General features: G+C 61.4%; 22 protein-coding genes. 14 read left to right on the top strand and 8 right to left on the bottom strand.

Annotation, left to right across the window (positions count from 1 at the left end; all coding sequences use genetic code 11):
* The first annotated feature begins 107 nt into the window (after nucleotides 1-107).
* The 10 genes from nuoG (at nucleotide 108) to AB4O35_RS17610 (ending at nucleotide 11,006) form a co-directional block, all read left to right on the top strand.
* Complete coding sequence (gene nuoG, locus AB4O35_RS17655; protein ID WP_065910995.1) at nucleotides 108-2,822, top strand: NADH-quinone oxidoreductase subunit NuoG; 2,715 nt, start codon at nucleotides 108-110, stop codon at nucleotides 2,820-2,822.
* Entirely contained in the window at nucleotides 2,819-3,826 is a 1,008-nt protein-coding gene (gene nuoH, locus AB4O35_RS17650) for an NADH-quinone oxidoreductase subunit NuoH (RefSeq protein ID WP_012724954.1), read from the top strand. The genes nuoG and nuoH overlap by 4 nt, the downstream gene beginning before the upstream one ends.
* Before the next feature lie 11 nt (nucleotides 3,827-3,837).
* On the top strand, nucleotides 3,838-4,386 hold the full coding sequence (gene nuoI / locus AB4O35_RS17645) for an NADH-quinone oxidoreductase subunit NuoI (protein WP_003174725.1): 549 nt from the start codon (nucleotides 3,838-3,840) through the stop codon (nucleotides 4,384-4,386).
* A 9-nt stretch (nucleotides 4,387-4,395) separates the two neighbouring features.
* Nucleotides 4,396-4,899, top strand: coding sequence for an NADH-quinone oxidoreductase subunit J (nuoJ, locus tag AB4O35_RS17640; protein WP_049712667.1), 504 nt, complete (start codon nucleotides 4,396-4,398; stop codon nucleotides 4,897-4,899).
* A gap of 2 nt (nucleotides 4,900-4,901) precedes the next feature.
* Nucleotides 4,902-5,210 carry an NADH-quinone oxidoreductase subunit NuoK gene (nuoK, locus tag AB4O35_RS17635; RefSeq protein ID WP_003174727.1) on the top strand — a complete coding sequence of 103 codons (309 nt, stop codon included), beginning with the start codon at nucleotides 4,902-4,904 and terminating at the stop codon, nucleotides 5,208-5,210.
* The gene (gene nuoL, locus AB4O35_RS17630) at nucleotides 5,207-7,060 is read left to right on the top strand and encodes an NADH-quinone oxidoreductase subunit L (protein ID WP_065872059.1); all 1,854 of its coding nucleotides are present in this window, start codon (nucleotides 5,207-5,209) and stop codon (nucleotides 7,058-7,060) included. Before nuoK ends, nuoL begins: the two co-directional genes overlap by 4 nt.
* Before the next feature lie 49 nt (nucleotides 7,061-7,109).
* Nucleotides 7,110-8,642, top strand: coding sequence for an NADH-quinone oxidoreductase subunit M (gene nuoM, locus AB4O35_RS17625; RefSeq protein WP_460149154.1), 1,533 nt, complete (start codon nucleotides 7,110-7,112; stop codon nucleotides 8,640-8,642).
* A gap of 7 nt (nucleotides 8,643-8,649) precedes the next feature.
* A complete protein-coding gene (gene nuoN, locus AB4O35_RS17620) occupies nucleotides 8,650-10,113 on the top strand; it encodes an NADH-quinone oxidoreductase subunit NuoN (protein WP_049712664.1) in 1,464 nt (487 codons plus the stop codon).
* Nucleotides 10,114-10,351: 238 nt separating this feature from the next.
* Nucleotides 10,352-10,702, top strand: coding sequence for a type II toxin-antitoxin system RelE/ParE family toxin (locus AB4O35_RS17615; RefSeq protein WP_065872221.1), 351 nt, complete (start codon nucleotides 10,352-10,354; stop codon nucleotides 10,700-10,702).
* Entirely contained in the window at nucleotides 10,692-11,006 is a 315-nt protein-coding gene (locus tag AB4O35_RS17610) for a helix-turn-helix domain-containing protein (RefSeq protein ID WP_010209571.1), read from the top strand. The genes AB4O35_RS17615 and AB4O35_RS17610 overlap by 11 nt, the downstream gene beginning before the upstream one ends.
* Before the next feature lie 60 nt (nucleotides 11,007-11,066).
* Here AB4O35_RS17610 and AB4O35_RS17605 read toward each other — a convergent pair whose 3' ends face one another.
* Both AB4O35_RS17605 and AB4O35_RS17600 read right to left on the bottom strand, forming a co-directional pair.
* The gene (locus AB4O35_RS17605) at nucleotides 11,067-11,819 is read right to left on the bottom strand and encodes an outer membrane beta-barrel protein (protein WP_065872058.1); all 753 of its coding nucleotides are present in this window, start codon (nucleotides 11,817-11,819) and stop codon (nucleotides 11,067-11,069) included.
* 124 nt (nucleotides 11,820-11,943) lie between these two features.
* Complete coding sequence (locus AB4O35_RS17600; RefSeq protein WP_065872057.1) at nucleotides 11,944-12,780, bottom strand: arylamine N-acetyltransferase family protein; 837 nt, start codon at nucleotides 12,778-12,780, stop codon at nucleotides 11,944-11,946.
* A 120-nt stretch (nucleotides 12,781-12,900) separates the two neighbouring features.
* Here AB4O35_RS17600 and AB4O35_RS17595 point away from each other — a divergent pair, with 120 nt between their 5' ends.
* Nucleotides 12,901-13,137 carry a DUF6555 family protein gene (locus tag AB4O35_RS17595; RefSeq protein WP_065872056.1) on the top strand — a complete coding sequence of 79 codons (237 nt, stop codon included), beginning with the start codon at nucleotides 12,901-12,903 and terminating at the stop codon, nucleotides 13,135-13,137.
* 31 nt (nucleotides 13,138-13,168) lie between these two features.
* Here the strand turns inward: AB4O35_RS17595 and AB4O35_RS17590 are convergent, their stop codons facing one another.
* Nucleotides 13,169-13,369 carry a DUF6021 family protein gene (locus AB4O35_RS17590; protein WP_065872055.1) on the bottom strand — a complete coding sequence of 67 codons (201 nt, stop codon included), beginning with the start codon at nucleotides 13,367-13,369 and terminating at the stop codon, nucleotides 13,169-13,171.
* A gap of 14 nt (nucleotides 13,370-13,383) precedes the next feature.
* Nucleotides 13,384-13,560: a hypothetical protein gene (locus AB4O35_RS17585; RefSeq protein WP_175403064.1), complete on the bottom strand. Its 177-nt coding sequence runs from the start codon at nucleotides 13,558-13,560 to the stop codon at nucleotides 13,384-13,386.
* 113 nt (nucleotides 13,561-13,673) lie between these two features.
* On the opposite strand from AB4O35_RS17585, the gene AB4O35_RS17580 reads away from it, so the two are divergent.
* Nucleotides 13,674-14,195, top strand: a complete 522-nt coding sequence (locus tag AB4O35_RS17580; protein WP_065881869.1) for a DUF3087 domain-containing protein — start codon at nucleotides 13,674-13,676, stop codon at nucleotides 14,193-14,195.
* Between the two features lies 1 nt (nucleotide 14,196).
* Here the strand turns inward: AB4O35_RS17580 and AB4O35_RS17575 are convergent, their stop codons facing one another.
* From AB4O35_RS17575 to AB4O35_RS17560, 4 genes are all read right to left on the bottom strand, one after another.
* Nucleotides 14,197-15,330 (bottom strand): MFS transporter, encoded by a 1,134-nt coding sequence (locus AB4O35_RS17575; protein WP_065881867.1) that lies wholly within the window; start codon nucleotides 15,328-15,330, stop codon nucleotides 14,197-14,199.
* A gap of 57 nt (nucleotides 15,331-15,387) precedes the next feature.
* Complete coding sequence (locus AB4O35_RS17570; RefSeq protein WP_065946320.1) at nucleotides 15,388-16,755, bottom strand: MFS transporter; 1,368 nt, start codon at nucleotides 16,753-16,755, stop codon at nucleotides 15,388-15,390.
* 199 nt (nucleotides 16,756-16,954) lie between these two features.
* Complete coding sequence (locus AB4O35_RS17565; RefSeq protein WP_065946321.1) at nucleotides 16,955-17,830, bottom strand: Dyp-type peroxidase; 876 nt, start codon at nucleotides 17,828-17,830, stop codon at nucleotides 16,955-16,957.
* Between the two features lie 28 nt (nucleotides 17,831-17,858).
* Nucleotides 17,859-18,575 carry an ArsR/SmtB family transcription factor gene (locus tag AB4O35_RS17560; protein ID WP_065873425.1) on the bottom strand — a complete coding sequence of 239 codons (717 nt, stop codon included), beginning with the start codon at nucleotides 18,573-18,575 and terminating at the stop codon, nucleotides 17,859-17,861.
* Between the two features lie 128 nt (nucleotides 18,576-18,703).
* Here AB4O35_RS17560 and AB4O35_RS17555 point away from each other — a divergent pair, with 128 nt between their 5' ends.
* Together AB4O35_RS17555 and AB4O35_RS17550 are read left to right on the top strand one after the other, a co-directional pair.
* Nucleotides 18,704-19,768, top strand: coding sequence for an MFS transporter (locus AB4O35_RS17555; protein WP_065946322.1), 1,065 nt, complete (start codon nucleotides 18,704-18,706; stop codon nucleotides 19,766-19,768).
* A gap of 78 nt (nucleotides 19,769-19,846) precedes the next feature.
* Complete coding sequence (locus AB4O35_RS17550; RefSeq protein ID WP_065946323.1) at nucleotides 19,847-21,463, top strand: NADP-dependent glyceraldehyde-3-phosphate dehydrogenase; 1,617 nt, start codon at nucleotides 19,847-19,849, stop codon at nucleotides 21,461-21,463.
* The last annotated feature ends 31 nt before the right edge of the window (nucleotides 21,464-21,494 follow it).

Below are 21,494 nucleotides of genomic sequence, written 5' to 3'. Positions count from 1 at the left end.
TTCGCCTTCTCATGTGCTGACGCCTTTAGGGCTGTGTAGATGCACATGAATAACAAGATTCCATTAGCCACGCCCGCTGACAACGGGCCAACGAAGAACTTTGAACCATGGCCACTATCCACGTAGACGGCAAAGCGCTCGAAGTCGATGGGGCAGACAACCTGTTACAGGCATGTCTCTCACTAGGCCTCGACATCCCGTATTTCTGCTGGCACCCCGCGCTTGGTAGCGTCGGTGCCTGTCGCCAGTGTGCGGTCAAGCAATACACCGACGAGAACGACACCCGTGGTCGTATCGTCATGTCGTGCATGACGCCAGCCACCGACAACACCTGGATCTCCATCGACGATGAAGAATCCAAGGCGTTCCGCGCCAGTGTCGTCGAATGGCTGATGACCAACCATCCCCACGACTGCCCGGTCTGTGAGGAAGGCGGTCACTGCCACCTGCAAGACATGACGGTGATGACCGGCCACAACGAGCGCCGTTATCGCTTCACCAAGCGCACCCACCAGAACCAGCAACTGGGCCCGTTCATTTCCCACGAGATGAACCGCTGCATCGCTTGCTATCGCTGCGTGCGTTTCTATAAAGACTACGCCGGCGGCACCGACCTCGGCGTGTTCGGCGCCCACGACAACGTGTACTTCGGTCGCGTTGAAGACGGCGTGCTTGAAAGCGAGTTCTCCGGCAACCTCACCGAGGTCTGCCCGACCGGTGTGTTCACCGACAAGACCCACTCCGAGCGCTACAACCGTAAGTGGGACATGCAGTTCTCGCCGAGCATCTGCCATGGCTGCTCCAGCGGTTGCAACATCTCGCCGGGCGAACGCTACGGCGAACTGCGTCGCATCGAAAACCGCTTCAACGGTTCGGTCAACCAGTACTTCCTGTGCGACCGTGGCCGTTTTGGCTACGGCTACGTCAACCGCGAAGACCGCCCACGCCAGCCGCTGCTGGCCGATGGCGCCAAGCTGAGCCTCGACGCGGCGCTGGATAAAGCCGCCGACCTGCTGCGCGGCCGCAACATCGTCGGTATCGGTTCGCCACGCGCCAGCCTCGAAAGCAACTTCGCGTTGCGTGAACTGGTCGGCGCTGAGCACTTCTACAGCGGTATCGAAGCCGGTGAACTGGAGCGCATCCGCCTGGTCCTGCAAGTGCTGAACGACAGCCCGCTGCCCGTTCCGAACATGCGCGACATCGAAGACCACGACGCGATCTTCGTGCTCGGTGAAGACCTGACCCAGACCGCTGCGCGTATCGCGCTGTCGCTGCGCCAGTCGGTGAAAGGCAAGGCTGAAGACATGGCCGACGCCATGCGCGTACAGCCTTGGCTCGACGCCGCGGTGAAAAACATCGGCCAGCACGCGCTGAACCCGCTGTTTATTGCAAGCCTTGCTGAAACCAAGCTCGACGATATCGCTGAAGAGTGCGTACACGCAGCACCGGACGACCTGGCGCGCATCGGTTTTGCCGTGGCCCACGCCCTCGACGCCAGCGCACCGGCGGTCGAAGGCCTGGACACTGAAGCCGTTGAACTGGCCCAGCGTATCGCCGACGCCCTGCTGGCCGCCAAGCGCCCATTGATCATTGCCGGCACCTCCTTGGGTTCCAAGGCGCTGATCGAAGCCGCCGCCAACATCGCCAAGGCCTTGAAGCTGCGCGACAAAAACGGCTCCATCAGCCTGGTCGTACCGGAAGCCAACAGCCTCGGCCTGGCCATGCTCGGTGGCGAGTCCCTGGACGCGGCCCTGCAAGCCGTGATCGACGGCAACGCCGACGCCATCGTCGTGCTGGAAAACGACCTGTACACCCGCACGGATTCGGCCAAGGTCGACGCCGCGCTGGACGCGGCCAAAGTACTGATCGTTGCCGACCACCAGAAGACCGCCACCAGCGAGCGTGCCAACCTGGTGCTGCCAGCCGCTACCTTCGCCGAAGGCGACGGTACCCTGGTCAGCCAGGAAGGCCGCGCCCAGCGCTTCTTCCAAGTGTTCGACCCGAAATACATGGACGCCAGCATCCTGGTCCATGAAGGCTGGCGCTGGCTGCATGCCTTGCGCGCGACCCTGCTGAACCAGCCAATCGACTGGACCCAGCTCGACCACGTCACCGCTGCCACCGCCGCAAGCGCGCCGCAGCTGGCACGTATCGTCGACGCCGCACCATCCGCCGCGTTCCGCATCAAGGGCATGAAACTCGCCCGTGAGCCGCTGCGTTACTCCGGTCGTACCGCCATGCGCGCCAACATCAGCGTGCACGAACCGCGTACGCCGCAAGACCCGGACACCGCGTTCAACTTCTCGATGGAAGGTTACTCGGGTTCGGTCGAGCCACGTCAGCAGGTGCCATTTGCCTGGTCGCCGGGCTGGAACTCGCCGCAGGCCTGGAACAAGTTCCAGGACGAAGTCGGTGGTCACATCCGCGCTGGCGACCCGGGCACCCGCCTGATCGAAAGCACCGGTGACTCGCTGAACTGGTTCGCCGCCGTACCGCGTCCGTTCAACCCGGCCCCGGGCACCTGGCAGGTTGTGCCGTTCTTCCACCTGTTTGGCAGCGAAGAGACCTCTTCCAAGGCCGCGCCGGTACAAGAGCGCATTCCAGAAGCCTACGTGGCCCTGGCCAAGTCCGAAGCCGATCGCCTGGGCGTCAACGACGGTGCCCTGCTCAGCCTGAACGTGGCTGGCCAGACCCTGCGCCTGCCGCTGCGCATCAACGAAGAGCTGGGTGCTGGCATGGTTGCCCTGCCGAAAGGCATCGCCGGTATTCCAGCGGCGATCTTTGGCAAAACCGTTGACGGTCTGCAGGAGGCAGCGCAATGACTTGGTTCACGCCTGAAGTGATTGACGTGATCATCTCGGTGGTCAAGGCCATCGTGATCCTGTTGGCCGTGGTTGTCGCGGGCGCTCTGCTCAGCTTCGTCGAACGTCGCCTCTTGGGCTGGTGGCAGGACCGTTACGGTCCGAACCGCGTTGGCCCATTCGGCATGTTCCAGATCGCTGCCGACATGCTGAAAATGTTCTTCAAGGAAGACTGGACCCCGCCGTTTGCCGACAAGGTGATCTTCACCCTGGCACCGGTCGTGGCCATGAGCGCCTTGCTGATCGCCTTCGCGGTCATCCCGATCACCCCGACCTGGGGCGTGGCGGACCTGAACATCGGCTTGCTGTTCTTCTTCGCCATGGCCGGCTTGTCGGTCTACGCGGTGCTGTTCGCGGGTTGGTCGAGTAACAACAAGTTTGCCCTGCTGGGCAGCTTGCGGGCTTCGGCCCAGACCGTGTCCTACGAAGTGTTCATGGGCCTGGCGCTGATGGGCATCGTGGTGCAGGTCGGCTCGTTCAACATGCGCGACATCGTCGAGTACCAGGCGCAGAACCTGTGGTTCATCATTCCGCAGTTCTTTGGCTTCTGTACCTTCTTCATCGCTGGCGTCGCCGTGACTCACCGTCACCCGTTCGACCAGCCGGAAGCAGAGCAGGAACTGGCTGACGGTTACCACATTGAATACGCCGGCATGAAATGGGGCATGTTCTTCGTTGGCGAGTACATCGGCATCATCTTGATCTCGGCACTGCTGGTCACGCTGTTCTTCGGCGGCTGGCACGGACCGTTTGGCATCCTGCCGCAGTTGGCGTTCTTCTGGTTCTTCCTGAAGACCGCGTTCTTCATCATGTTGTTTATCCTGCTGCGCGCTTCCATTCCGCGTCCACGATACGACCAGGTGATGGATTTCAGCTGGCGCTTCTGCCTGCCACTGACCCTGATCAATTTGCTGGTGACTGCTGCCGTTGTGTTGTTGAACACGCCAGCGGCCGCGGTTCAGTGAGGATTTGACCCATGTTCAAATATATTGGCGACATCGTTAAGGGTACCGGTACCCAGTTGCGAAGCCTGGTGATGGTGTTCGGTCACGGCTTCCGCAAACGCGACACCCTGCAATACCCGGAAGAAGCGGTGTACCTGCCGCCGCGTTATCGCGGCCGCATCGTGCTGACCCGCGACCCCGACGGCGAAGAGCGTTGCGTAGCCTGCAACCTGTGCGCCGTGGCGTGCCCGGTGGGTTGCATCTCCCTGCAGAAAGCTGAAACCGAAGACGGTCGCTGGTACCCGGACTTCTTCCGCATCAACTTCTCGCGCTGCATTTTCTGCGGCCTCTGCGAGGAAGCTTGCCCGACCACCGCAATCCAGCTGACACCGGATTTCGAGATGGCCGAGTTCAAACGTCAGGACCTGGTGTACGAGAAAGAAGATCTGCTGATCTCTGGTCCCGGTAAAAACCCTGATTACAACTTCTATCGTGTTGCAGGTATGGCCGTTGCTGGTAAGCCGAAAGGCGCCGCACAAAACGAAGCCGAGCCGATCAACGTGAAGAGCTTGCTGCCTTAAGGAAGAAAGATGGAATTCGCTTTCTATTTCGCGTCCGGTATTGCAGTGGTGTCCACGCTTCGCGTGATCACCAACACCAATCCTGTGCACGCCCTGCTCTACCTGATCATTTCGCTGATCGCCGTGGCCATGACCTTTTTTGCACTCGGCGCGCCGTTCGCCGGTGTGCTGGAAGTGATCGCCTACGCCGGCGCCATCATGGTGCTGTTCGTGTTTGTGGTGATGATGCTCAACCTCGGTCCGGCTTCGGTCGCCCAAGAACGCGTCTGGCTCAAGCCCGGCATCTGGCTCGGCCCAGTCATCCTCGCAGCGCTGCTGCTGGCTGAACTGCTGTATGTGCTGTTCGCTCACCAGAGCGGCCAGGCCATCGGCCACACCACCGTAGACGCCAAGGCCGTGGGCATCAGTCTGTTCGGCCCGTACCTGCTGGTGGTCGAACTGGCTTCGATGCTGCTGCTCGCCGCAGCCATCACTGCCTTCCACTTGGGCCGCAACGAAGCCAAGGAGCAATGACGATGCCTGCTATCCCTTTGGAGCATGGTCTGGCGGTCGCCGGCATCCTGTTCTGCCTTGGCCTGGTCGGCCTGATGGTTCGCCGTAACATTTTGTTCGTGTTGATGAGCCTGGAAATCATGATGAACGCCGCAGCACTGGCGTTCATCGTGGCAGGCGCGCGTTGGGGCCAGCCGGATGGACAAGTCATGTTCATCCTGGTGATCAGCCTGGCAGCCGCCGAGGCCAGTATCGGCCTGGCGATCCTGCTGCAACTGTATCGTCGCTTCCACACGCTTGATATCGACGCTGCCAGTGAGATGCGCGGATGAACATGATCTTTCTGACTTTCGTATTCCCCCTGATCGGTTTCCTACTGCTGTCGTTCTCTCGCGGACGCTGGTCGGAAAACCTTTCTGCCCTGATCGGTGTGGGTTCCATTGGCCTGTCGGCCATCGTGGCCGCCTACGTCATCTGGCAATTCAACGTGGCGCCGCCGGAAGGCGGTCACTACACCCTGGTGCTGTGGCAGTGGATGTCGGTGGAGGGCTTCAAGCCCAACTTCGCCCTCTATGTCGACGGCCTGTCGATCACCATGCTTGGCGTGGTCGTCGGTGTGGGCTTCCTGATCCACCTGTTCGCGTCCTGGTACATGCGCGGTGAAGCGGGCTATTCGCGCTTCTTCTCGTACACCAACCTGTTTATCGCCAGCATGCTGTTCCTGGTGCTCGGCGATAACCTGTTGTTCCTGTACTTCGGCTGGGAAGGCGTGGGCCTGTGCTCGTACCTGTTGATCGGTTTCTACTACAGCAACCGCAACAACGGTAACGCGGCACTCAAGGCGTTTATCGTCACGCGTATCGGCGACGTGTTCATGGCCATCGGCCTGTTCATCCTGTTCCAACAGGTGGGCACGCTGAACATCCAGGAACTGCTGGTGCTGGCACCGCAGAAATTCCAGGTCGGCGACTTCTGGATCACCCTGGCCACCCTGATGCTGCTGGGCGGCGCTGTCGGTAAATCCGCGCAACTGCCGCTGCAAACCTGGCTGGCGGACGCGATGGCCGGCCCTACCCCGGTTTCCGCACTGATTCACGCGGCAACCATGGTGACTGCGGGTGTCTACCTGATCGCGCGTACCCACGGCCTGTTCACCCTGGCGCCGGATATCCTGCACCTGGTGGGCGTAGTGGGCGGCGTGACCCTGGTACTGGCCGGCTTTGCCGCGCTGGTCCAAACCGACATCAAGCGTATCCTCGCCTACTCGACCATGAGCCAGATCGGCTACATGTTCCTGGCCCTGGGCGTGGGTGCCTGGGACGCGGCGATCTTCCACCTGATGACCCACGCCTTCTTCAAGGCCCTGCTGTTCCTTGCGTCCGGTGCGGTGATTGTTGCCTGCCACCACGAGCAGAACATCTTCAAGATGGGCGGCCTGTGGAAGAAACTGCCACTGGCCTACGCCAGCTTCATCGTCGGTGGTGCCGCCCTCGCAGCCCTGCCGCTCGTGACCGCCGGTTTCTACTCGAAAGACGAAATCCTCTGGGAAGCCTTTGCCAGCGGTAACCAGAACCTGCTGTACGCAGGCCTGGTGGGTGCGTTCATGACCTCGCTGTACACCTTCCGCCTGATCTTCATCACCTTCCACGGTGAAGCCAAGACCGAAGCACACGCAGGCCACGGCATTTCGCATTGGTTGCCTTTGTCGGTACTGATCATCCTGTCGACCTTCATCGGCGCACTGATCACCCCACCCCTGGCCGGTGTACTGCCGGAAAGCGCTGGCCATGCTGGCGGCGCGGCCAAGCACAGCTTGGAAATCGCCTCGGGCGCCATCGCCATCGCGGGTATCCTGCTGGCGGCCCTGCTGTTCCTCGGCAAACGTCGCTTCGTGACGGCCGTTGCCAACAGTGGCATTGGTCGTTTCCTGTCGGCCTGGTGGTTTGCTGCCTGGGGCTTCGATTGGCTCTACGACAAACTGTTCGTCAAGCCTTACCTCGCCATCAGCCATGTACTGCGTAAAGACCCGCTCGACCAGACCATCGGTTTGATCCCGCGTGCCGCCAAGGCCGGTCACACCGCCCTGAGTCGCAGCGAGACGGGCCAATTGCGTTGGTATGCAGCTTCCATGGCGGCAGGTGCCGTGCTGGTGATCGGCGCCATCGTTGTGGTAGCGGTTTGACTATGAACATTGCGATCTTTGCGAACTTGCGAAAGGAAACGAGCCTGTCATGATTCTGCCCTGGCTAATCCTGATCCCCTTTATCGGCGGCCTGCTCTGCTGGATGGGTGAACGCTTCGGCGCCACCCTGCCCCGCTGGATTGCGTTGCTGACCATGTCCCTGGAACTCGCACTCGGCCTCTGGCTGTGGGCCCATGGCGACTATTCATTTGCTCCGGCACCGGGTGCCGATCCAACCTTCGCGCTTGAGTTCAAGCACGTGTGGATCCAGCGCTTCGGCATCAACGTGCACCTGGCCCTCGACGGCCTGTCGCTGTTGATGATTCTGCTGACCGGCCTGCTGGGTATCCTCTCGGTACTCTGCTCCTGGAAAGAGATCCAGCGTCACGTGGGCTTCTTCCACCTGAACCTGATGTGGATCCTGGGCGGCGTTGTCGGCGTGTTCCTCGCCCTCGACCTGTTCATGTTCTTCTTCTTCTGGGAAATGATGCTGGTGCCGATGTACTTCCTCATCGCGCTCTGGGGTCACAGTTCTTCGGACGGCAAGAAAACCCGGATCTACGCGGCGACCAAGTTCTTCATCTTCACCCAGGCTTCCGGCCTGATCATGTTGGTGGCGATCCTGGGTCTGGTACTGGTCAACTTCAACAGCACGGGCGTGATTACGTTCAACTACGCCGACCTGTTGAAAACCAAGATGTCCCTGACCACCGAGTACATCCTGATGCTGGGCTTCTTCATCGCGTTCGCGGTGGAGCTGCCGGTGGTGCCGTTCCACTCCTGGCTGCCGGATGCCCACGCACAGGCACCGACCGCCGGTTCCGTGGACTTGGCCGGTATCCTCTTGAAGACCGCCGCCTACGGCCTGTTGCGTTTCGCCCTGCCGCTGTTCCCGAATGCCTCGGCCGAGTTCGCGCCGATCGCCATGACCCTGGGTCTGATCGGGATCTTCTACGGCGCGTTCCTGGCCTTCGCACAAACCGACATCAAGCGTCTGATTGCCTTCTCGTCCGTTTCCCACATGGGCTTCGTACTGATCGGCATCTACTCCGGCAGCCAGTTGGCATTGCAAGGCGCCGTGATCCAGATGTTGGCCCACGGTGTCTCGGCCGCTGCACTGTTTATCCTGAGTGGCCAGCTGTACGAACGCCTGCACACCCGTGACATGCGGGAAATGGGTGGCGTGTGGTCGCGCATCGCTTACCTGCCGGCGATCAGCCTGTTCTTTGCCGCCGCGTCGCTGGGCTTGCCGGGTACCGGTAACTTCATCGGCGAGTTCCTGATCCTGATGGGTGCCTTCGTGCAAACACCGTGGATCAGTGCGATTGCTACCTCCGGCCTGGTGTTTGGTTCGGTCTACTCGCTGATCATGATCCACCGCGCCTACTTCGGCCCGGCCAAGTCCGACACCGTCCTGCAAGGGATGGATGCGCGCGAACTGATCATGGTGCTCGGCCTTGCGGTACTGCTGATCTACATCGGCGTGTACCCGCAACCGTTCCTGGACACTTCTGCCGCGACGATGCATGGCGTGCAGCAGTGGTTCGGCACCGCCTTCTCTCAACTCGCTTCGGCCCGGTAAGAGCGCTATGGAATTCACGATCCAACACTTTATCGCGCTTGCGCCGCTGCTGATTACCAGCCTCACCATCGTGGTGGTGATGCTGGCAATCGCCTGGCGCCGCAATCACTCGCAAACGTTCCTGCTGTCGTGTGCCGGTCTCAACCTGGCCCTGCTGTCGATCATTCCGGCCCTCAAGGTCGCACCACTGGCGGTCACGCCACTGATGATGGTCGATGACTTCGCGCTGTTGTACATCGCGTTGATCCTGGTCGCGACCCTGGCCTGCGTCACCCTCGCCCACGCCTACCTTGGCGAAGGCGGCACCGGCTACCCGGGCAACAAGGAAGAGCTGTACCTGCTGATCCTGCTGGCTGCGGCCGGCGGTATCGTGCTGGTCAGCGCTCAGCACCTGGCCGGCTTGTTCATCGGCCTGGAACTGCTGTCGATCCCGACCTACGGCCTGGTGGCCTACGCCTTCTTCAACAAGCGCTCCCTGGAAGCCGGCATCAAGTACATGGTGCTGTCGGCCGCCGGTTCCGCGTTCCTGTTGTTCGGTATGGCCCTGCTCTACGCAGAAGCCGGCAGCCTGAGCTTCACCGGCATCGGCCACGCATTGGCGGCGACCAGCATGCCTGCGCCGATTGCCCAACTGGGCCTGGCCATGATGCTGATCGGCCTGGCGTTCAAGCTGTCCCTGGTGCCGTTCCACTTGTGGACCCCGGACGTGTACGAAGGCGCCCCGGCGCCAGTGGCTGCGTTCCTGGCGACCGCGTCGAAAGTGGCCGTGTTTGCGGTGATGGTGCGTCTGTTCCAGATCTCGCCTGCGGCCAACACCGGCGTGCTGAGCGACGTGCTGACCGTGATCGCCATTGCGTCGATCCTGTTCGGTAACCTGCTGGCGCTGACCCAGAACAACCTCAAGCGTCTGCTGGGTTATTCGTCCATCGCCCACTTCGGCTACCTGCTGATCGCCCTGGTGGCGAGCAAAGGCCTGGCCGTGGAAGCCATGGGCGTGTACCTGGTCACCTACGTGATCACCAGCCTCGGCGCATTCGGCGTGATCACGCTGATGTCCTCGCCATTCAAAGGCCGTGACGCCGACGCCCTGTACGAATACCGCGGCCTGTTCTGGCGCCGTCCGTACCTGACCGCCGTACTCACCGTGATGATGCTGTCGCTGGCCGGTATCCCGCTGACCGCAGGCTTTATCGGCAAGTTCTACATCGTGGCGACCGGTGTTCAAGCGCATGAATGGTGGCTGGTTGCGTCGCTGGTATTGGGCTCCGCCATCGGCGTGTTCTACTACCTGCGCGTGATGGTCACCCTGTACCTGATCGAGCCAAACCTGCGCCGTGTGGACGCCGAGCTGCATTGGGAACAGAAGGCAGGCGGCGTAATGCTGCTGGCCATCGCCCTGCTCGCGTTCTTCCTGGGCGTGTACCCACAACCGTTGCTCACCCTGGTGCAGCACGCGGTACTGGGCGTTTGATCGCTTAGCGGGATGCAGTAAACAAAACGGCGCCTTCGGGCGCCGTTTTGCGTTTCTGGGGCCGGTGCTTTTACCCTCCCCTACTCAGGGAAGTTTCCTCCTGCACCTGCCTCCTTATCTGGCATCTACCCAATGAAGGCCGCCGTATGGTGTTTGCGTTTTAGGAAAGTTCCCACAGCAGGGTCACTTGACCCAAAGCGAGTGGGCCACCAAACTATACGCAGGCTACGTACAGAACATGGATGCTCTATTTATCGAACTGCCGGCCTTCGAGCGGCATCGCAAGGACTATCTGAGTGACGAGCTTTTCCACGGTTTTCAACAGGCGTTGATGAAGAACCCGGAAGCGGGAGACGTGATCGAGGGAACAGGCGGGTTACGCAAGGTTCGCTTTGTCGACGAACGACGCAACAAAGGCAAGCGCGGTGGCCTGCGGGTCATTTACTACTGGTGGTCGGGCGGCACGCAATTCTGGTTATTCACCCTGTACGGCAAACACGAACAGGACGACCTGACGCCACAGCACAAAAAAGCCCTTAAACACATGCTGGACAGGGAAATCAAAGCGAGAACACACCATGAAACGTGAAATCTTTTCCGAACTGGTCGAAGGCTTCGACGCCCTGGCAAACGAACGCCAAGGCAAAGTCACCCTGCGGACCCACAAGGTTCATCTCAACAACCTGGAGCCGCTCACCGCAGAGGAAGTGGTCGCCGTGCGCCAACAGCTCAACCTCTCCCGTGCGGTCTTCGCCATGTACCTGCGCACCAACACGCGTACGCTGGAGAACTGGGAGCAAGGCCGGGCCAAACCCAACGCTCAGGCCGCCACCCTGATTCGCCTGGTGGCACGTTTTCCTGAGACCGTGGCGCAACTTGCTGCCTTGGGTTGACCTGCAATTACCCCAAAAAAAACGCCCCGAACATTCGGGGCGTTTTCCATTGCAACGGCGTTAGAACGCGATACCGACCTTGAAACCGTACTCATCACGCTTGAGCTTGGTGTTGTCGGCTACGTCGGAATCACCGTCGAGCTTGTACTCGGTGCGGGTGTAGTACAGGCCCGCCATCACCGGCAGGTCGCCTTTCTGATTCATCAGCAGGCTGACTTCGGCGTACGGGTTGGTGCGGTCCTTTAGGTCCACGGTGTCGCTGCCAACGTCATCTACCTTGAGCCTGGTGCGTCCATCGATAGTACGACGGGCGCCCGCTTCGACGCGCAGGGTCATGTCGTCGAACTGGTGGTTGTAGCCCAGGGCCGCCTTGGCGAACGGCGATTTGTTGGTGAGTTTCACATCGAGGTCGTTGATTTCCGGCTCGTAGCGGGTCCAGCTGTAGCCACCACCCACGATCACGTCGACAAAGTTGCGCGCATCCAGCGCAGCACGCCAGCCGAGGTCCAGGTCAGCCTGGCCTTCCTTGAGTTTGTTGTCGCTTTTTTCGCCGTACTTGGCTTCGATACCGGCCTGGTAGATAAAGCCGGATTCGGCAGTGAGCTTGTTACCGAAGTTGTAGAACAGGCCTGCTTCGGGCATGTGGCTCTTGTCGCTTTGGCTACCGCCTTCAAATTTGAAGTCGTTGTAGCTGCCCATGATCCCGAAGGTGGAAATCGGGTCGGTGGACGGTGCGGCGAACACCACGGCAGGCGCAGCGACCAGCGCCAGCAGCGATGAACCCTTGAAGAATTTTCCGAATAGCTTGGACATCGTTTTACATCTCCTTGTCTGGTGAGCAAATTATTCAGGAACCGCTTCGAACCCTGGCTTACGCGAAAGGTTCGAAATAATTTGCACCGATCTGAAGATAAAACGGGCCAACCAAGGCTCTAGCTCAACGGCCTCCAGATTCAGACGCTGCCAAGCCCGCAAGGATTTGGCGAAGCTGGGGCGAGACTGGCACGCGAATCCCAAAAATGTCGGCGAGCATCCCCACCATTTCATCGGCACTCTGGAGCGTACGTTTTTCACTCGGCCGGTCCAGGGAGTGCACTGCATAGCTGGCATTGTTCAGGGTATGGCGTTTACCCGCCGCCAACCGCGCGACTTTCAGTTGGCCCACGAACGGCGAATCCGGGTGGGTGGAGACGTACCAGTTGCCGATTTCATAGTCGATGGCCCCCTGCACTTGCAGGTCGAATACATACAAGCCCCGCCATTCCCCGGCGACTTGCGCCCACAGGGTGTAACTGCCCTGGCCGTCGAAGCTCAGCCGATAAGGTTCGTGCGCCGTGGCCTGCACCGCATCGGTGTCCAGTTGCAATGGGCTGCTGGGCACCATGCCGCCAAAACCCACGTCGGTGATATAGCGCACGCCTTCCAGCGTCACCAGGCTCAAGCGATGAGTGCGCGAGGTGCGCGCGTCCGGCGGGCCGCCCATCACCACCCGACCGGTGATACCTCTTGCATCGAAACCGAGTTCCTGCAACAGGGCCAGGAACATCTGGTTCAACTCATAGCAGTATCCGCCCCGCCCCTCCAACAGCACTTTTTGCTCGACGCTGGGCAGGTCAATGGGCACCGGCAGGCGCATCAAAGTCGACAGGCTTTCGAAGGCAAAGGTGCACACATGGCGCAGCTGCAAATCCTGCAGGGTGTGCAAGGTTGGCGCGGGCGGCGTGTCATAGCCCAGGCGTTGCAGGTAGAGGCGGCTATGGGTCAACAGTGACATGGCGCAATCCTTGGGCGCGGGATAGAGGCGACACTATGCCGCGCCAGCACGCAGGTTGTCATTTTGAATGAACCTTTTTGAACGCTCCCGTATCCATCTATAACAACACAGGGAGGCAACATGAGTACCGCAAAAATCTACACCATCAACTACCAACTGCACGGTCAACCGAAGTCCTTTGTGGTGCGCGCCGAAGTGATGAACAACGCCGAGGCATGGCACTGGGCGGCCGTTGATGCCGACATTGCGCATGTCAGCCGTGTGGGTCGCGTGGGCCACGAACAGGTGAAGAAAACCACCCGACCTTGGGCGGAGAAATTCGGCATTACCGACGTCATCTGGATCGCGCCCAAATAAACAAAAGCCCCGCACAAAGGCGGGGCTCGATTCAAGGCTTCAAGTCGCCCAACGGATCGTAGGGCGGCTTTTTTTCTGCCGGGTCTTTCTTGTCCTTGTCCAGCGGTGCAATGGCAGGGCCGATGGGGTCGACCTGTGGGTCTGCCACATCCGGCGAATCCGGGTCGAAGCCCAATTCATCCTTACCGCTGGCATGCTCGTCTGAAGACGGACCTTTCGGTGGATTACTCACGGCGATCTCCTTGTTTAAAGCGGGCGGGCTTTGTCGTGAAGGTTTTCCAGGTCTTCCTCGACGCGTTCCACGTCGTCGTTCTGACGTTCCGCCGGGTCATTGGGGCGCAACGCATCGTTGTCACGCTCCTCTTCACCGGGTGTGCGATCAGGATTCGGGGTGCCGGGCGGCGGCTGCTTGTAGTCGGACATGATGGTTCACCTCAAAGGGTCTACACAGCTTTAGAGAAACCGCTGTGCGCCATCGTTCAACTTGTTTGCCCAAGCGTGAGATGATGCCAGCCCCTTCTGGAGAAACGACCCGGATGTTCGAGCTCAAACCCTGCGACCCTGTCACCTTTCGCCAACAGACCCGGCGCAGTACGCTGATTGTGGCGGTGCTCTTCCTGGCCCTGGGTATGTTGCTGTCGAGCCTGGCAGTGATGCTGTTCGGCGAGCCCGGCGGTGATAACTTCCGCTTCAATGTCGGCGGCGTCTTCGCCGGGGTGCTGATCACCTTGGCCCTGGTGCGCGGGCCGTTCTGGACCCAGCCTTGGCTGGCGCCGGCGGTGTACGGCTGGCAACTCAAGCGCAGCCTGATGAGCGTGACCAATGTGATGCACAAGGTCACCGAGCGGGTCCAGGCCAATGACCCGACGGCGATCAAGGTGCTGCGTTTTTATCACCTGGGCCTGACGCAAATGCATGAGTTGGACGCCAACTCCAGCGCCCAGGCGCAATTGGTCGGTGAGGTCGAGGCCCATAAGGCCAAGATGCAGGCATTGGGCATGGATACCGAACAAACCCGCTTCGATCCGGCCTGGCTGCAAAGCTTCAAAACCCCTTGAATCATTGCGTTGCCGTGTTGGCCCTCCAGCAGAACACCGCGCTCAGCGCAATCGCCGCGCCCGCCAGGCCAAACACCCAGGGCGCCGAGGCAATCGGCAGTAGCAGGCCTGCGAGCAATGGCCCGAGGCCGGCGCCGACATCACGCCACACGGCATTCGAGGCCAGGGCCGATACGCGCATCGAACCGGGGTTACGCTCCGCCACCAGGGTCGTCACCAGCGGCAGTTGCAGCGCGCGCAGTACCAACACCGCCGCCGCGCCGACAATCACCCAGTAACTGCCAAACGCCGTCAGGGCCAGGGCACTCAGGAACGAAAACAACAGCAACATCGAGGTGGCGCCAAAATGCTGCGCGGCGCGGCCGCCCAACGGGCTCAGGAGCATTTCCGACACATACCGCAGGGCCATCAGGCCACCGGCGATCAGCACCGCATCACCGCCAAGCAGCTTCTGCGCCTGGATCGACAGGCCAAAGATAAACAGACCATCCAGCGCCACGCCCTCGATAAACGACCATACCGCCACGCTGTCCGGCCACTTGAAGCGACGCCCCGGCGTGCTGTGTAAATCATGCCCAGCGGTAGGCAAGCCGCGCGCCATCCACAAGCCCACCAGGCAACACCCGGCCAAAATCAAAAAGATCGGACGCGGCCCGGCCCACAACGTCAGCCAGCCGCCGAGCGGCAGCGCCAGCATCGGCCCCAGCGCAATCATCGCCCGGGAACGCCCGGCCCGGCGTGCGGCACCGGCCGGCTCCGAGGTGGCCAGTACTTGGGTCGACAGGTTCAACGCGGCAAAACACAGCCCCCACACCAGCCGCAACCCCAACAGGGCCGCGAAGCCCGACAACATCGAGTTGCCCAACGCGCACAGGGTCGCCGCGCCGGCGGCAATCATGCAGGTCAGGCGGTCGCCGTTGCGCGCGTAGAAATTGAGCACATGCCGGTAGCCGAAAATCCGCACCAGGCGGTTGGCCGCCAGCAGCACCCCGGCTTGGGCCAGGGTGATACCGAACGCCTGGGATTCCATCGGCAGCAGCAGGTAGAGCAACACGTCGCTGGGCAAGCATAAAGCCAGGGTCAGCGCGGCGCGGCGGGAATGGGTATCAGCAGTGCGGAGGGCCAGGCTGGACATAAATCTGGAAATATCCCGAAATATTCAGGCGCCACGGTAGCCTTCCGCAACCGTGCTTTACAACGGCTTTTTCCCGTAGGGCAACAAACGCAAGCCACTGGCCACGGCGCCCACCAGTGCGAACCCGCAACCCAGCCACAGCGCATAATGCGGGCCGTTGCCCAGCGACAGGTGGAAACACAACGCCACCAACGACGCGCCCAGCGTCTGCCCCAGCAATCGCGAAATCGCCACGATGCCGCTGGCTCCACCACTGCGAGCCAGCGGTGCGCTGGTCATCAACGCCTTGAGGTTAGGTGACTGGAAGAAGCCAAAACCGACTCCACACAGCGCCATGCGCCAGCCGATATCAAACGCCGAGGCGCCGCTGCCCAATGTTGCCAGCGCGGCCATTCCCACGCTGAGCATCAATAGGCCGATGCCGCACAGCGCGCCCAGGGATACACGGTCCGCCAGGCGCCCCGCTACCAGCGCCATCACCGCCACCACAGCCGGCCACGGCGTCATTAGAAAGCCGGTTTCGACCTGGCTATGGCCAAGCGCCGCTTGCAACAGAAACGGCAACGACACAAACGCCAGGCCCTGGGCGCTGAAGGCGCAAATAGCGGTAAGGGAAGACAAAGCAAACACCGGGCGCTTGAACAGATCCAGCGCCAGCATCGGCGCCGGGTGCCCGGCTTGGCGCCGCAGCAGCAAGGCGCCGCACGCCAGCGCCACGGCGACCAGGCCTAGGGTCAGAGTGCCTTGTGCACCGTGCACTGCCGTGCCCAGCCCCAAGACCAGCAAGGCAAACAACCCGGCACACAACACGGCGGCGACTCGATCAAAGGCGTGCCCAGTCATCGGCAAGGTCGGCAACGAGCGCAAGCCCAGCGCCAGTGCGAGCAAGCCCAAGGGTACGTTGATCAGATACAACCAGTGCCAGGTCGCCACAGACAGTATCGCCGACGCCGCCGTCGGCCCAAGCGTAAACGCCAGCCCCACCACCAACGAGTTATAGCCCAACCCCCGTCCAAGCATTTTTGAAGGATAGATATGCCGCAACAACGCCGTATTCACGCTCATGATCGCCGCCGCCCCCAGCCCCTGCACCACCCGCGCGGCGGTCAGGGTGACGAGCGAACCGGCGAGGCCGCAAAACAGCGACGACACGATAAAGACGAGCAACCCGCCGAGGTAAACGCGGCGATGTCCCAATACGTCACTGAGCGAAGCAAACGGCAGCACCGTCGCGATGATCGCCAACTGGTAGGCATTGACCACCCAGATCACCGACGCAGAGTCAGTGCCAATCCCCTCGGCCAAGGTCGGCAACGCGGTGTTGACGATGGCCGTGTCCAGCGTCGCCATGCCGATCCCCAAGGAGATCGCAATGACGGCCGGCAGGCGTTTATTGAGGGGCAACCCATCGGCAACAGAAGACATGAACGGTCCGGGCAGGTGACAAAGGCGTTTAGATTAAGGGCGGCGGCGAATTTTTTCAGTGGCTGATTGCGTGGCTGTCCGTATCTTCATGTTCACCGATGCTCCGTTTTAGCCAAGCCCCACAATAATTCACTGCCAAGCCAGGTGGCCAGGTATTCACCCGCCGAGCCGGTAGGTAGCTGCCCCCCCTCGCACATTTTCAGTGGCTTGCAGTGACGAACAGTGCACTCAGGTCCAGACGCCCCTCCTTGATCGGCGGGCACCAGTAGTAGCCGCCGGTCAGCGGCGTGCTGATGCGATACAACCCGTCGACAATCCCATCTTCCAGGCCGCTCATGCGGCGCAGTTGCGCTTCAAACGCATCAAAGGAATGACCAAACGCAAGAAACATCAACCCGGCCTGGCCATTCTCGGCCCATGGCATGGAACGGCGTACCACGAAGGCTTCCGGGGTAAAGCTTTCCTGGGCGGTGCGTTTGGTGTGGGCGGACTCGGGGGCGTCGTCGAGTTCTTCGTTGTCGCCGTGGCGACGGCCGATGATGTGGTCGCGCTCTTGCGCAGGCAAGGCGGCGAAGCCGTCGAGGTCGTGCTGCCACTGCTGGATCGCGGCAAAACTGGCGCCGCTGTCGGTCAGGGCCGCTTCAACCGCTGCGTCGTCATGGGGGTTTTCAGTGCCGTCTTCGTAGTCGGTCAGGTCGAAGCCGGTCTTGTAGCGGAAACCTTCGGTCGCCTGCACCAGGCGAAACGCCGGGGCCAGCGCCTTTTCAAACGCGCGGCTGCGCAACAGCAGTTCACCACGATCCACGCCATGCAACCACACCCACAGTGCTTGCTGGGTCGACGGGTTATGCGCGCCCGGCCCACTGACGGTGGGGAATGTGCGCAAGCCTTCAATCCCTGCGCCCAGAGCGCTTACCAGCGGCTCGCCAAAACCGACCACTGCCGCCGAATCGGCCAACTGCACCAACGCGTCCAGCGCTGCGGGAACGGCAGCCAGGGAATCCACGGCAAAAAACAGATGGCGTGCCTGCAACGGCACCGGTGCGGCAAGAATGCCCGGCTGGTACTGACTCATGTGAACTCCTTCAAGAAAGCCGCCAAGTTTACCCGGCCAGCGCGGGCTTGTGCTCAAGGTTTTCCAGGTCACGCGGGGCCAGCCCCAGTTGCGCCTTGAACTGCGCCCACCCTTTGGGCGTGACCAGCACCGCACGGGAGTTTTTGGAACGGCGCAACCAACCGGCTTCGCACAAGGCGCTCAGCAGTTGCACGCCCAGCGGGCCGGCCACGTGATGAGTGCGCTCGGTCCAGTCCAGGCATTGGCGGGCGGGCTTCACGGTAGGAGAGTCGATGCCCAAGGTGCGCAACCATATTTCGCCTGCAGGCAGCACCTCGAAGTGTTTATCGTCGATGGCGCGCAGGTAGCCGTTTTTCTCCAACGCCTGGGTCACGGCGACGCCCAATTGCCCGGCCAGATGGTTGTAGCAGCAACGCGCAAAACGCAGCCCTTGGGCTTCGCGGCTCTGGGGTTTGAGCACTATCGCCGACATCGGGGCAATTGCGCTGAGGTATTCAATGGCCTGTGCCACATGCGCACCGGCCAAGCGGTAATAACGATGCCGGCCCTGGGTTTCGCAGGCGAGCAACCCACCGGCGACCAGCTTGGCCAGGTGGGTACTGGCCGTCTGCGGGGTGATGCTGGCGGCAAAGGCCAGTTCGCCGGCCGGCAGCGCACGCCCGTCGAATAACGCCAGCAGGATCGCGGCGCGGGCAGGCTCGGCAATCAGGGCGGCAACTTCAGTGAAGGTGGACGGGTTTGACATGGCAGCTCTCCATCAGGACCGACGCAGTATAGGCGCGCCGACCGCGTGCATGCTTCGGCCGCCGTCGAAGCATCCACGTCAACCGTTCGGCTAGATTCGCCGCCTGCCCCTTTCAAGGATGACCCGCGATGCAACAACGACAGGCAGTGGCCGCAACCAGCCTCAGCTACGTACTGGTGATCCTCGACACGTCCATCGTCAACGTCGCGCTGGAGCCCATCGCCCTCGCCTTGCACAGCAACAATACAGCGCTGCAGTGGGTGGTCAGCGCCTACACGTTGAGCTTTGGCTGCCTGCTGCTCGGCGGCGGAGCACTGGCGGACCGGTTTGGCGCGCGCCGTCTCTATCTGCATGGATTGCTGCTGTTTACCCTGGCGTCGTTGCTGTGTGGCTTGGCCGGGAATGGCATGACACTGGTTGCCGCTCGGGTACTGCAAGGCATGGGTGCAGCGATGCTGGTGCCTGCGTCACTGGCGTTGATCAACCAGGCGTATCTCGACGACCCGGTCGGGCGCGCGAAAGCAATCGGCATTTGGGCCGGTTGTGGCGGTATCGCCATGGCTGCCGGGCCTCTGGTAGGCGGCGTGCTGATCGAGACCCTGGGCTGGCGCAGCATTTTCCTCGCCAACCTGCCACTGGGCCTGATCGCCATCGGCTTGAGCGCGCGCCTTGCCGCCAGTGCACCACAGCCTCGAGCGTCGGTGTGGCGCGCGGTGCAACTGTTTGGCAACCGCGTGTTCAGCGCCTGCGTGGCAGTGTCCCTGGTGTCGGCGCTGCTGTTGTATGGCCTGATGTTTTTACTCAGCCTGTATTTCCAGCGGACGTTGGGTTTCTCACCGCTGAGGACCGGCGCCGCCTTCCTGCCACTGACGGTCATGGTCAGCCTTGGCAGCCTAATGGCCGGCGAACTGGTTCGCGCCTTTGGCAGCCGCTGGCTGATCGGTGGCGCCTTGTTTTCATACGCCGTGGGTTTCACCCTGCTGCTGATGAGCGTCTCAACACCCGATTACGCGTTGATCGTCGTGCCCATGCCGCTGATCGGCCTCGCCGCGGGGCTGATCACCCCCGCCGCCACTGCCGCGCTGATGAATGGGGTGCAAAAGGAACAGGCTGGGGTGGCCGCCGGCATCCTCAACACCGCCCGGCAAATCGGCGCGGCGCTAGGCGTAGCGCTGGCCGGCGGGCTGCTCTGATGCGCCTGGCGCTTGCCACGCAGCCCTTGGATGAGTGACTCTCTAGTCATGTTTTGCAACTATTCCAGGGGTAGCGACATGACCACCAGCAACCTGCTCGCCCAGCTGTTTCCCGCCTCCGCCGCCGACATTCCCGAAGAATTCCGCCTGGCAGCGCCCATCGAACAGCGCGATTACCTGGTCGACGGCCAGTTGCAAGTATGGAACGGCCCGTTAGCCAAGGTGCAAAGCCCGGTGCAACTGGGCGACGAGCGTGTGCATATCGGCAGCACGCCGCTGCTGGATGCCGACACCGCACTGACCGCCCTCGACGCCGCCGTGCGCGCCTATGACCGGGGCCAGGGCGAATGGCCGACGATGCGTGTGGCCGACCGCATCCAGCATGTCGAAGCGTTCTTGCGACGCATGCGTGAACAACGCGACGCGGTGGTGAAGTTGCTGATGTGGGAAATCGGCAAGAACCTCAAGGACTCGCAGAAAGAATTCGACCGTACCTGCGACTACATCACCGACACCATTAATGCCCTCAAGGAACTCGACCGTCGCTCCAGCCGTTTCGAGCTGGAACAGGACACCCTCGGCCAAATCCACCGCGTCCCGCTGGGCGTGGCCTTGTGCATGGGCCCTTATAACTACCCACTGAACGAAACGTTCACCACGCTGATCCCGGCGCTGATCATGGGCAACACCGTGGTGTTCAAGCCAGCCAAGCTCGGCGTGCTGCTGATCCGCCCATTGCTGGAGGCGTTTCGCGACAGCTTCCCAGCCGGGGTGATCAACGTGATCTACGGCAGTGGCCGCGAAACCGTCAGCGCGCTGATGGCCAGCGGGAGGATCGATATCTTCGCGTTTATCGGCACCAACAAGGCCGCCAGTGACTTGAAGAAACTGCACCCCAAGCCGCACCGCCTGCGTGCGGCGCTGGGCCTGGATGCGAAGAATCCCGGCATCGTGCTGCCTGAGGTAGACCTGGACAATGCCGTCAGTGAAGCCGTCACCGGCTCGTTGTCGTTCAATGGCCAGCGCTGCACCGCGTTGAAAATCCTGTTCGTGCATGAAGATGTCGTCGGCAGCTTTATCGACAAATTCAATAAGAGGCTGGCCACGCTCAAACCCGGCATGCCGTGGGAAAACGGTGTGACGCTGACGCCATTGCCCGAAGTGGGCAAGGTGGATTACCTCAACAGCCTGGTGGCCGATGCCGCGCAACACGGTGCCAAGGTGGTGAATGAGCATGGCGGTGAGAGTCGCGGGTCGTTCTTCTACCCGGCCGTGCTGTACCCGGTGAACCCGCAGATGCGCGTGTACCACGAGGAACAGTTCGGCCCAGTGGTGCCGATCGTGCCTTACCGTGATGTAGAGAAGGTGATCGACTACGTGCTGGACTCGGATTTCGGTCAACAACTGAGCATCTTCGGTACGAATGCCGTGGAAGTCGGGCGCCTGGTGGATACCTTCGCTAACCAGGTCGGCCGTATCAACATCAACGCCCAGTGCCAGCGCGGGCCGGACACTTTCCCTTTCAACGGGCGCAAGAACTCGGCCGAGGGCACGCTGTCGGTACATGACGCATTGCGCGTGTTCTCGATCCGCACCTTGGTGGCGACCAAATTCCAGGAGAGCAACAAGGCGCTGGTCAGCGATATTTTGCGTAACCGTGATTCGAGTTTCTTGACCACTGATTACATTTTTTAAGCGTGCCACCGCTCACAATGTGGGAGCTGGC

This window comes from Pseudomonas sp. H1_A03, from assembly GCF_054685145.1.
The sequence above is the reverse complement of the archived record's forward strand: the minus strand, read 5'-3'. Positions and strand labels throughout refer to the sequence as shown.

Coding starts and splice junctions, on each gene's coding strand:
- nuoM (WP_460149154.1), top strand. CDS start 7,110: ATGATTCTGCCCTGGCTAATCCTGATCCCCTTTATCGGCGGCCTGCTC.
- nuoG (WP_065910995.1), top strand. CDS start 108: ATGGCCACTATCCACGTAGACGGCAAAGCGCTCGAAGTCGATGGGGCA.
- AB4O35_RS17600 (WP_065872057.1), bottom strand. CDS start 12,780: ATGTCACTGTTGACCCATAGCCGCCTCTACCTGCAACGCCTGGGCTAT.
- nuoI (WP_003174725.1), top strand. CDS start 3,838: ATGTTCAAATATATTGGCGACATCGTTAAGGGTACCGGTACCCAGTTG.
- nuoL (WP_065872059.1), top strand. CDS start 5,207: ATGAACATGATCTTTCTGACTTTCGTATTCCCCCTGATCGGTTTCCTA.
- AB4O35_RS17605 (WP_065872058.1), bottom strand. CDS start 11,819: ATGTCCAAGCTATTCGGAAAATTCTTCAAGGGTTCATCGCTGCTGGCG.
- AB4O35_RS17560 (WP_065873425.1), bottom strand. CDS start 18,575: ATGTCAAACCCGTCCACCTTCACTGAAGTTGCCGCCCTGATTGCCGAG.
- AB4O35_RS17595 (WP_065872056.1), top strand. CDS start 12,901: ATGAGTACCGCAAAAATCTACACCATCAACTACCAACTGCACGGTCAA.
- AB4O35_RS17615 (WP_065872221.1), top strand. CDS start 10,352: ATGGATGCTCTATTTATCGAACTGCCGGCCTTCGAGCGGCATCGCAAG.
- AB4O35_RS17585 (WP_175403064.1), bottom strand. CDS start 13,560: ATGTCCGACTACAAGCAGCCGCCGCCCGGCACCCCGAATCCTGATCGC.
- nuoJ (WP_049712667.1), top strand. CDS start 4,396: ATGGAATTCGCTTTCTATTTCGCGTCCGGTATTGCAGTGGTGTCCACG.
- AB4O35_RS17575 (WP_065881867.1), bottom strand. CDS start 15,330: ATGTCCAGCCTGGCCCTCCGCACTGCTGATACCCATTCCCGCCGCGCC.
- nuoK (WP_003174727.1), top strand. CDS start 4,902: ATGCCTGCTATCCCTTTGGAGCATGGTCTGGCGGTCGCCGGCATCCTG.
- AB4O35_RS17580 (WP_065881869.1), top strand. CDS start 13,674: ATGTTCGAGCTCAAACCCTGCGACCCTGTCACCTTTCGCCAACAGACC.
- AB4O35_RS17550 (WP_065946323.1), top strand. CDS start 19,847: ATGACCACCAGCAACCTGCTCGCCCAGCTGTTTCCCGCCTCCGCCGCC.
- AB4O35_RS17610 (WP_010209571.1), top strand. CDS start 10,692: ATGAAACGTGAAATCTTTTCCGAACTGGTCGAAGGCTTCGACGCCCTG.
- AB4O35_RS17555 (WP_065946322.1), top strand. CDS start 18,704: ATGCAACAACGACAGGCAGTGGCCGCAACCAGCCTCAGCTACGTACTG.
- AB4O35_RS17570 (WP_065946320.1), bottom strand. CDS start 16,755: ATGTCTTCTGTTGCCGATGGGTTGCCCCTCAATAAACGCCTGCCGGCC.
- AB4O35_RS17565 (WP_065946321.1), bottom strand. CDS start 17,830: ATGAGTCAGTACCAGCCGGGCATTCTTGCCGCACCGGTGCCGTTGCAG.
- nuoH (WP_012724954.1), top strand. CDS start 2,819: ATGACTTGGTTCACGCCTGAAGTGATTGACGTGATCATCTCGGTGGTC.
- nuoN (WP_049712664.1), top strand. CDS start 8,650: ATGGAATTCACGATCCAACACTTTATCGCGCTTGCGCCGCTGCTGATT.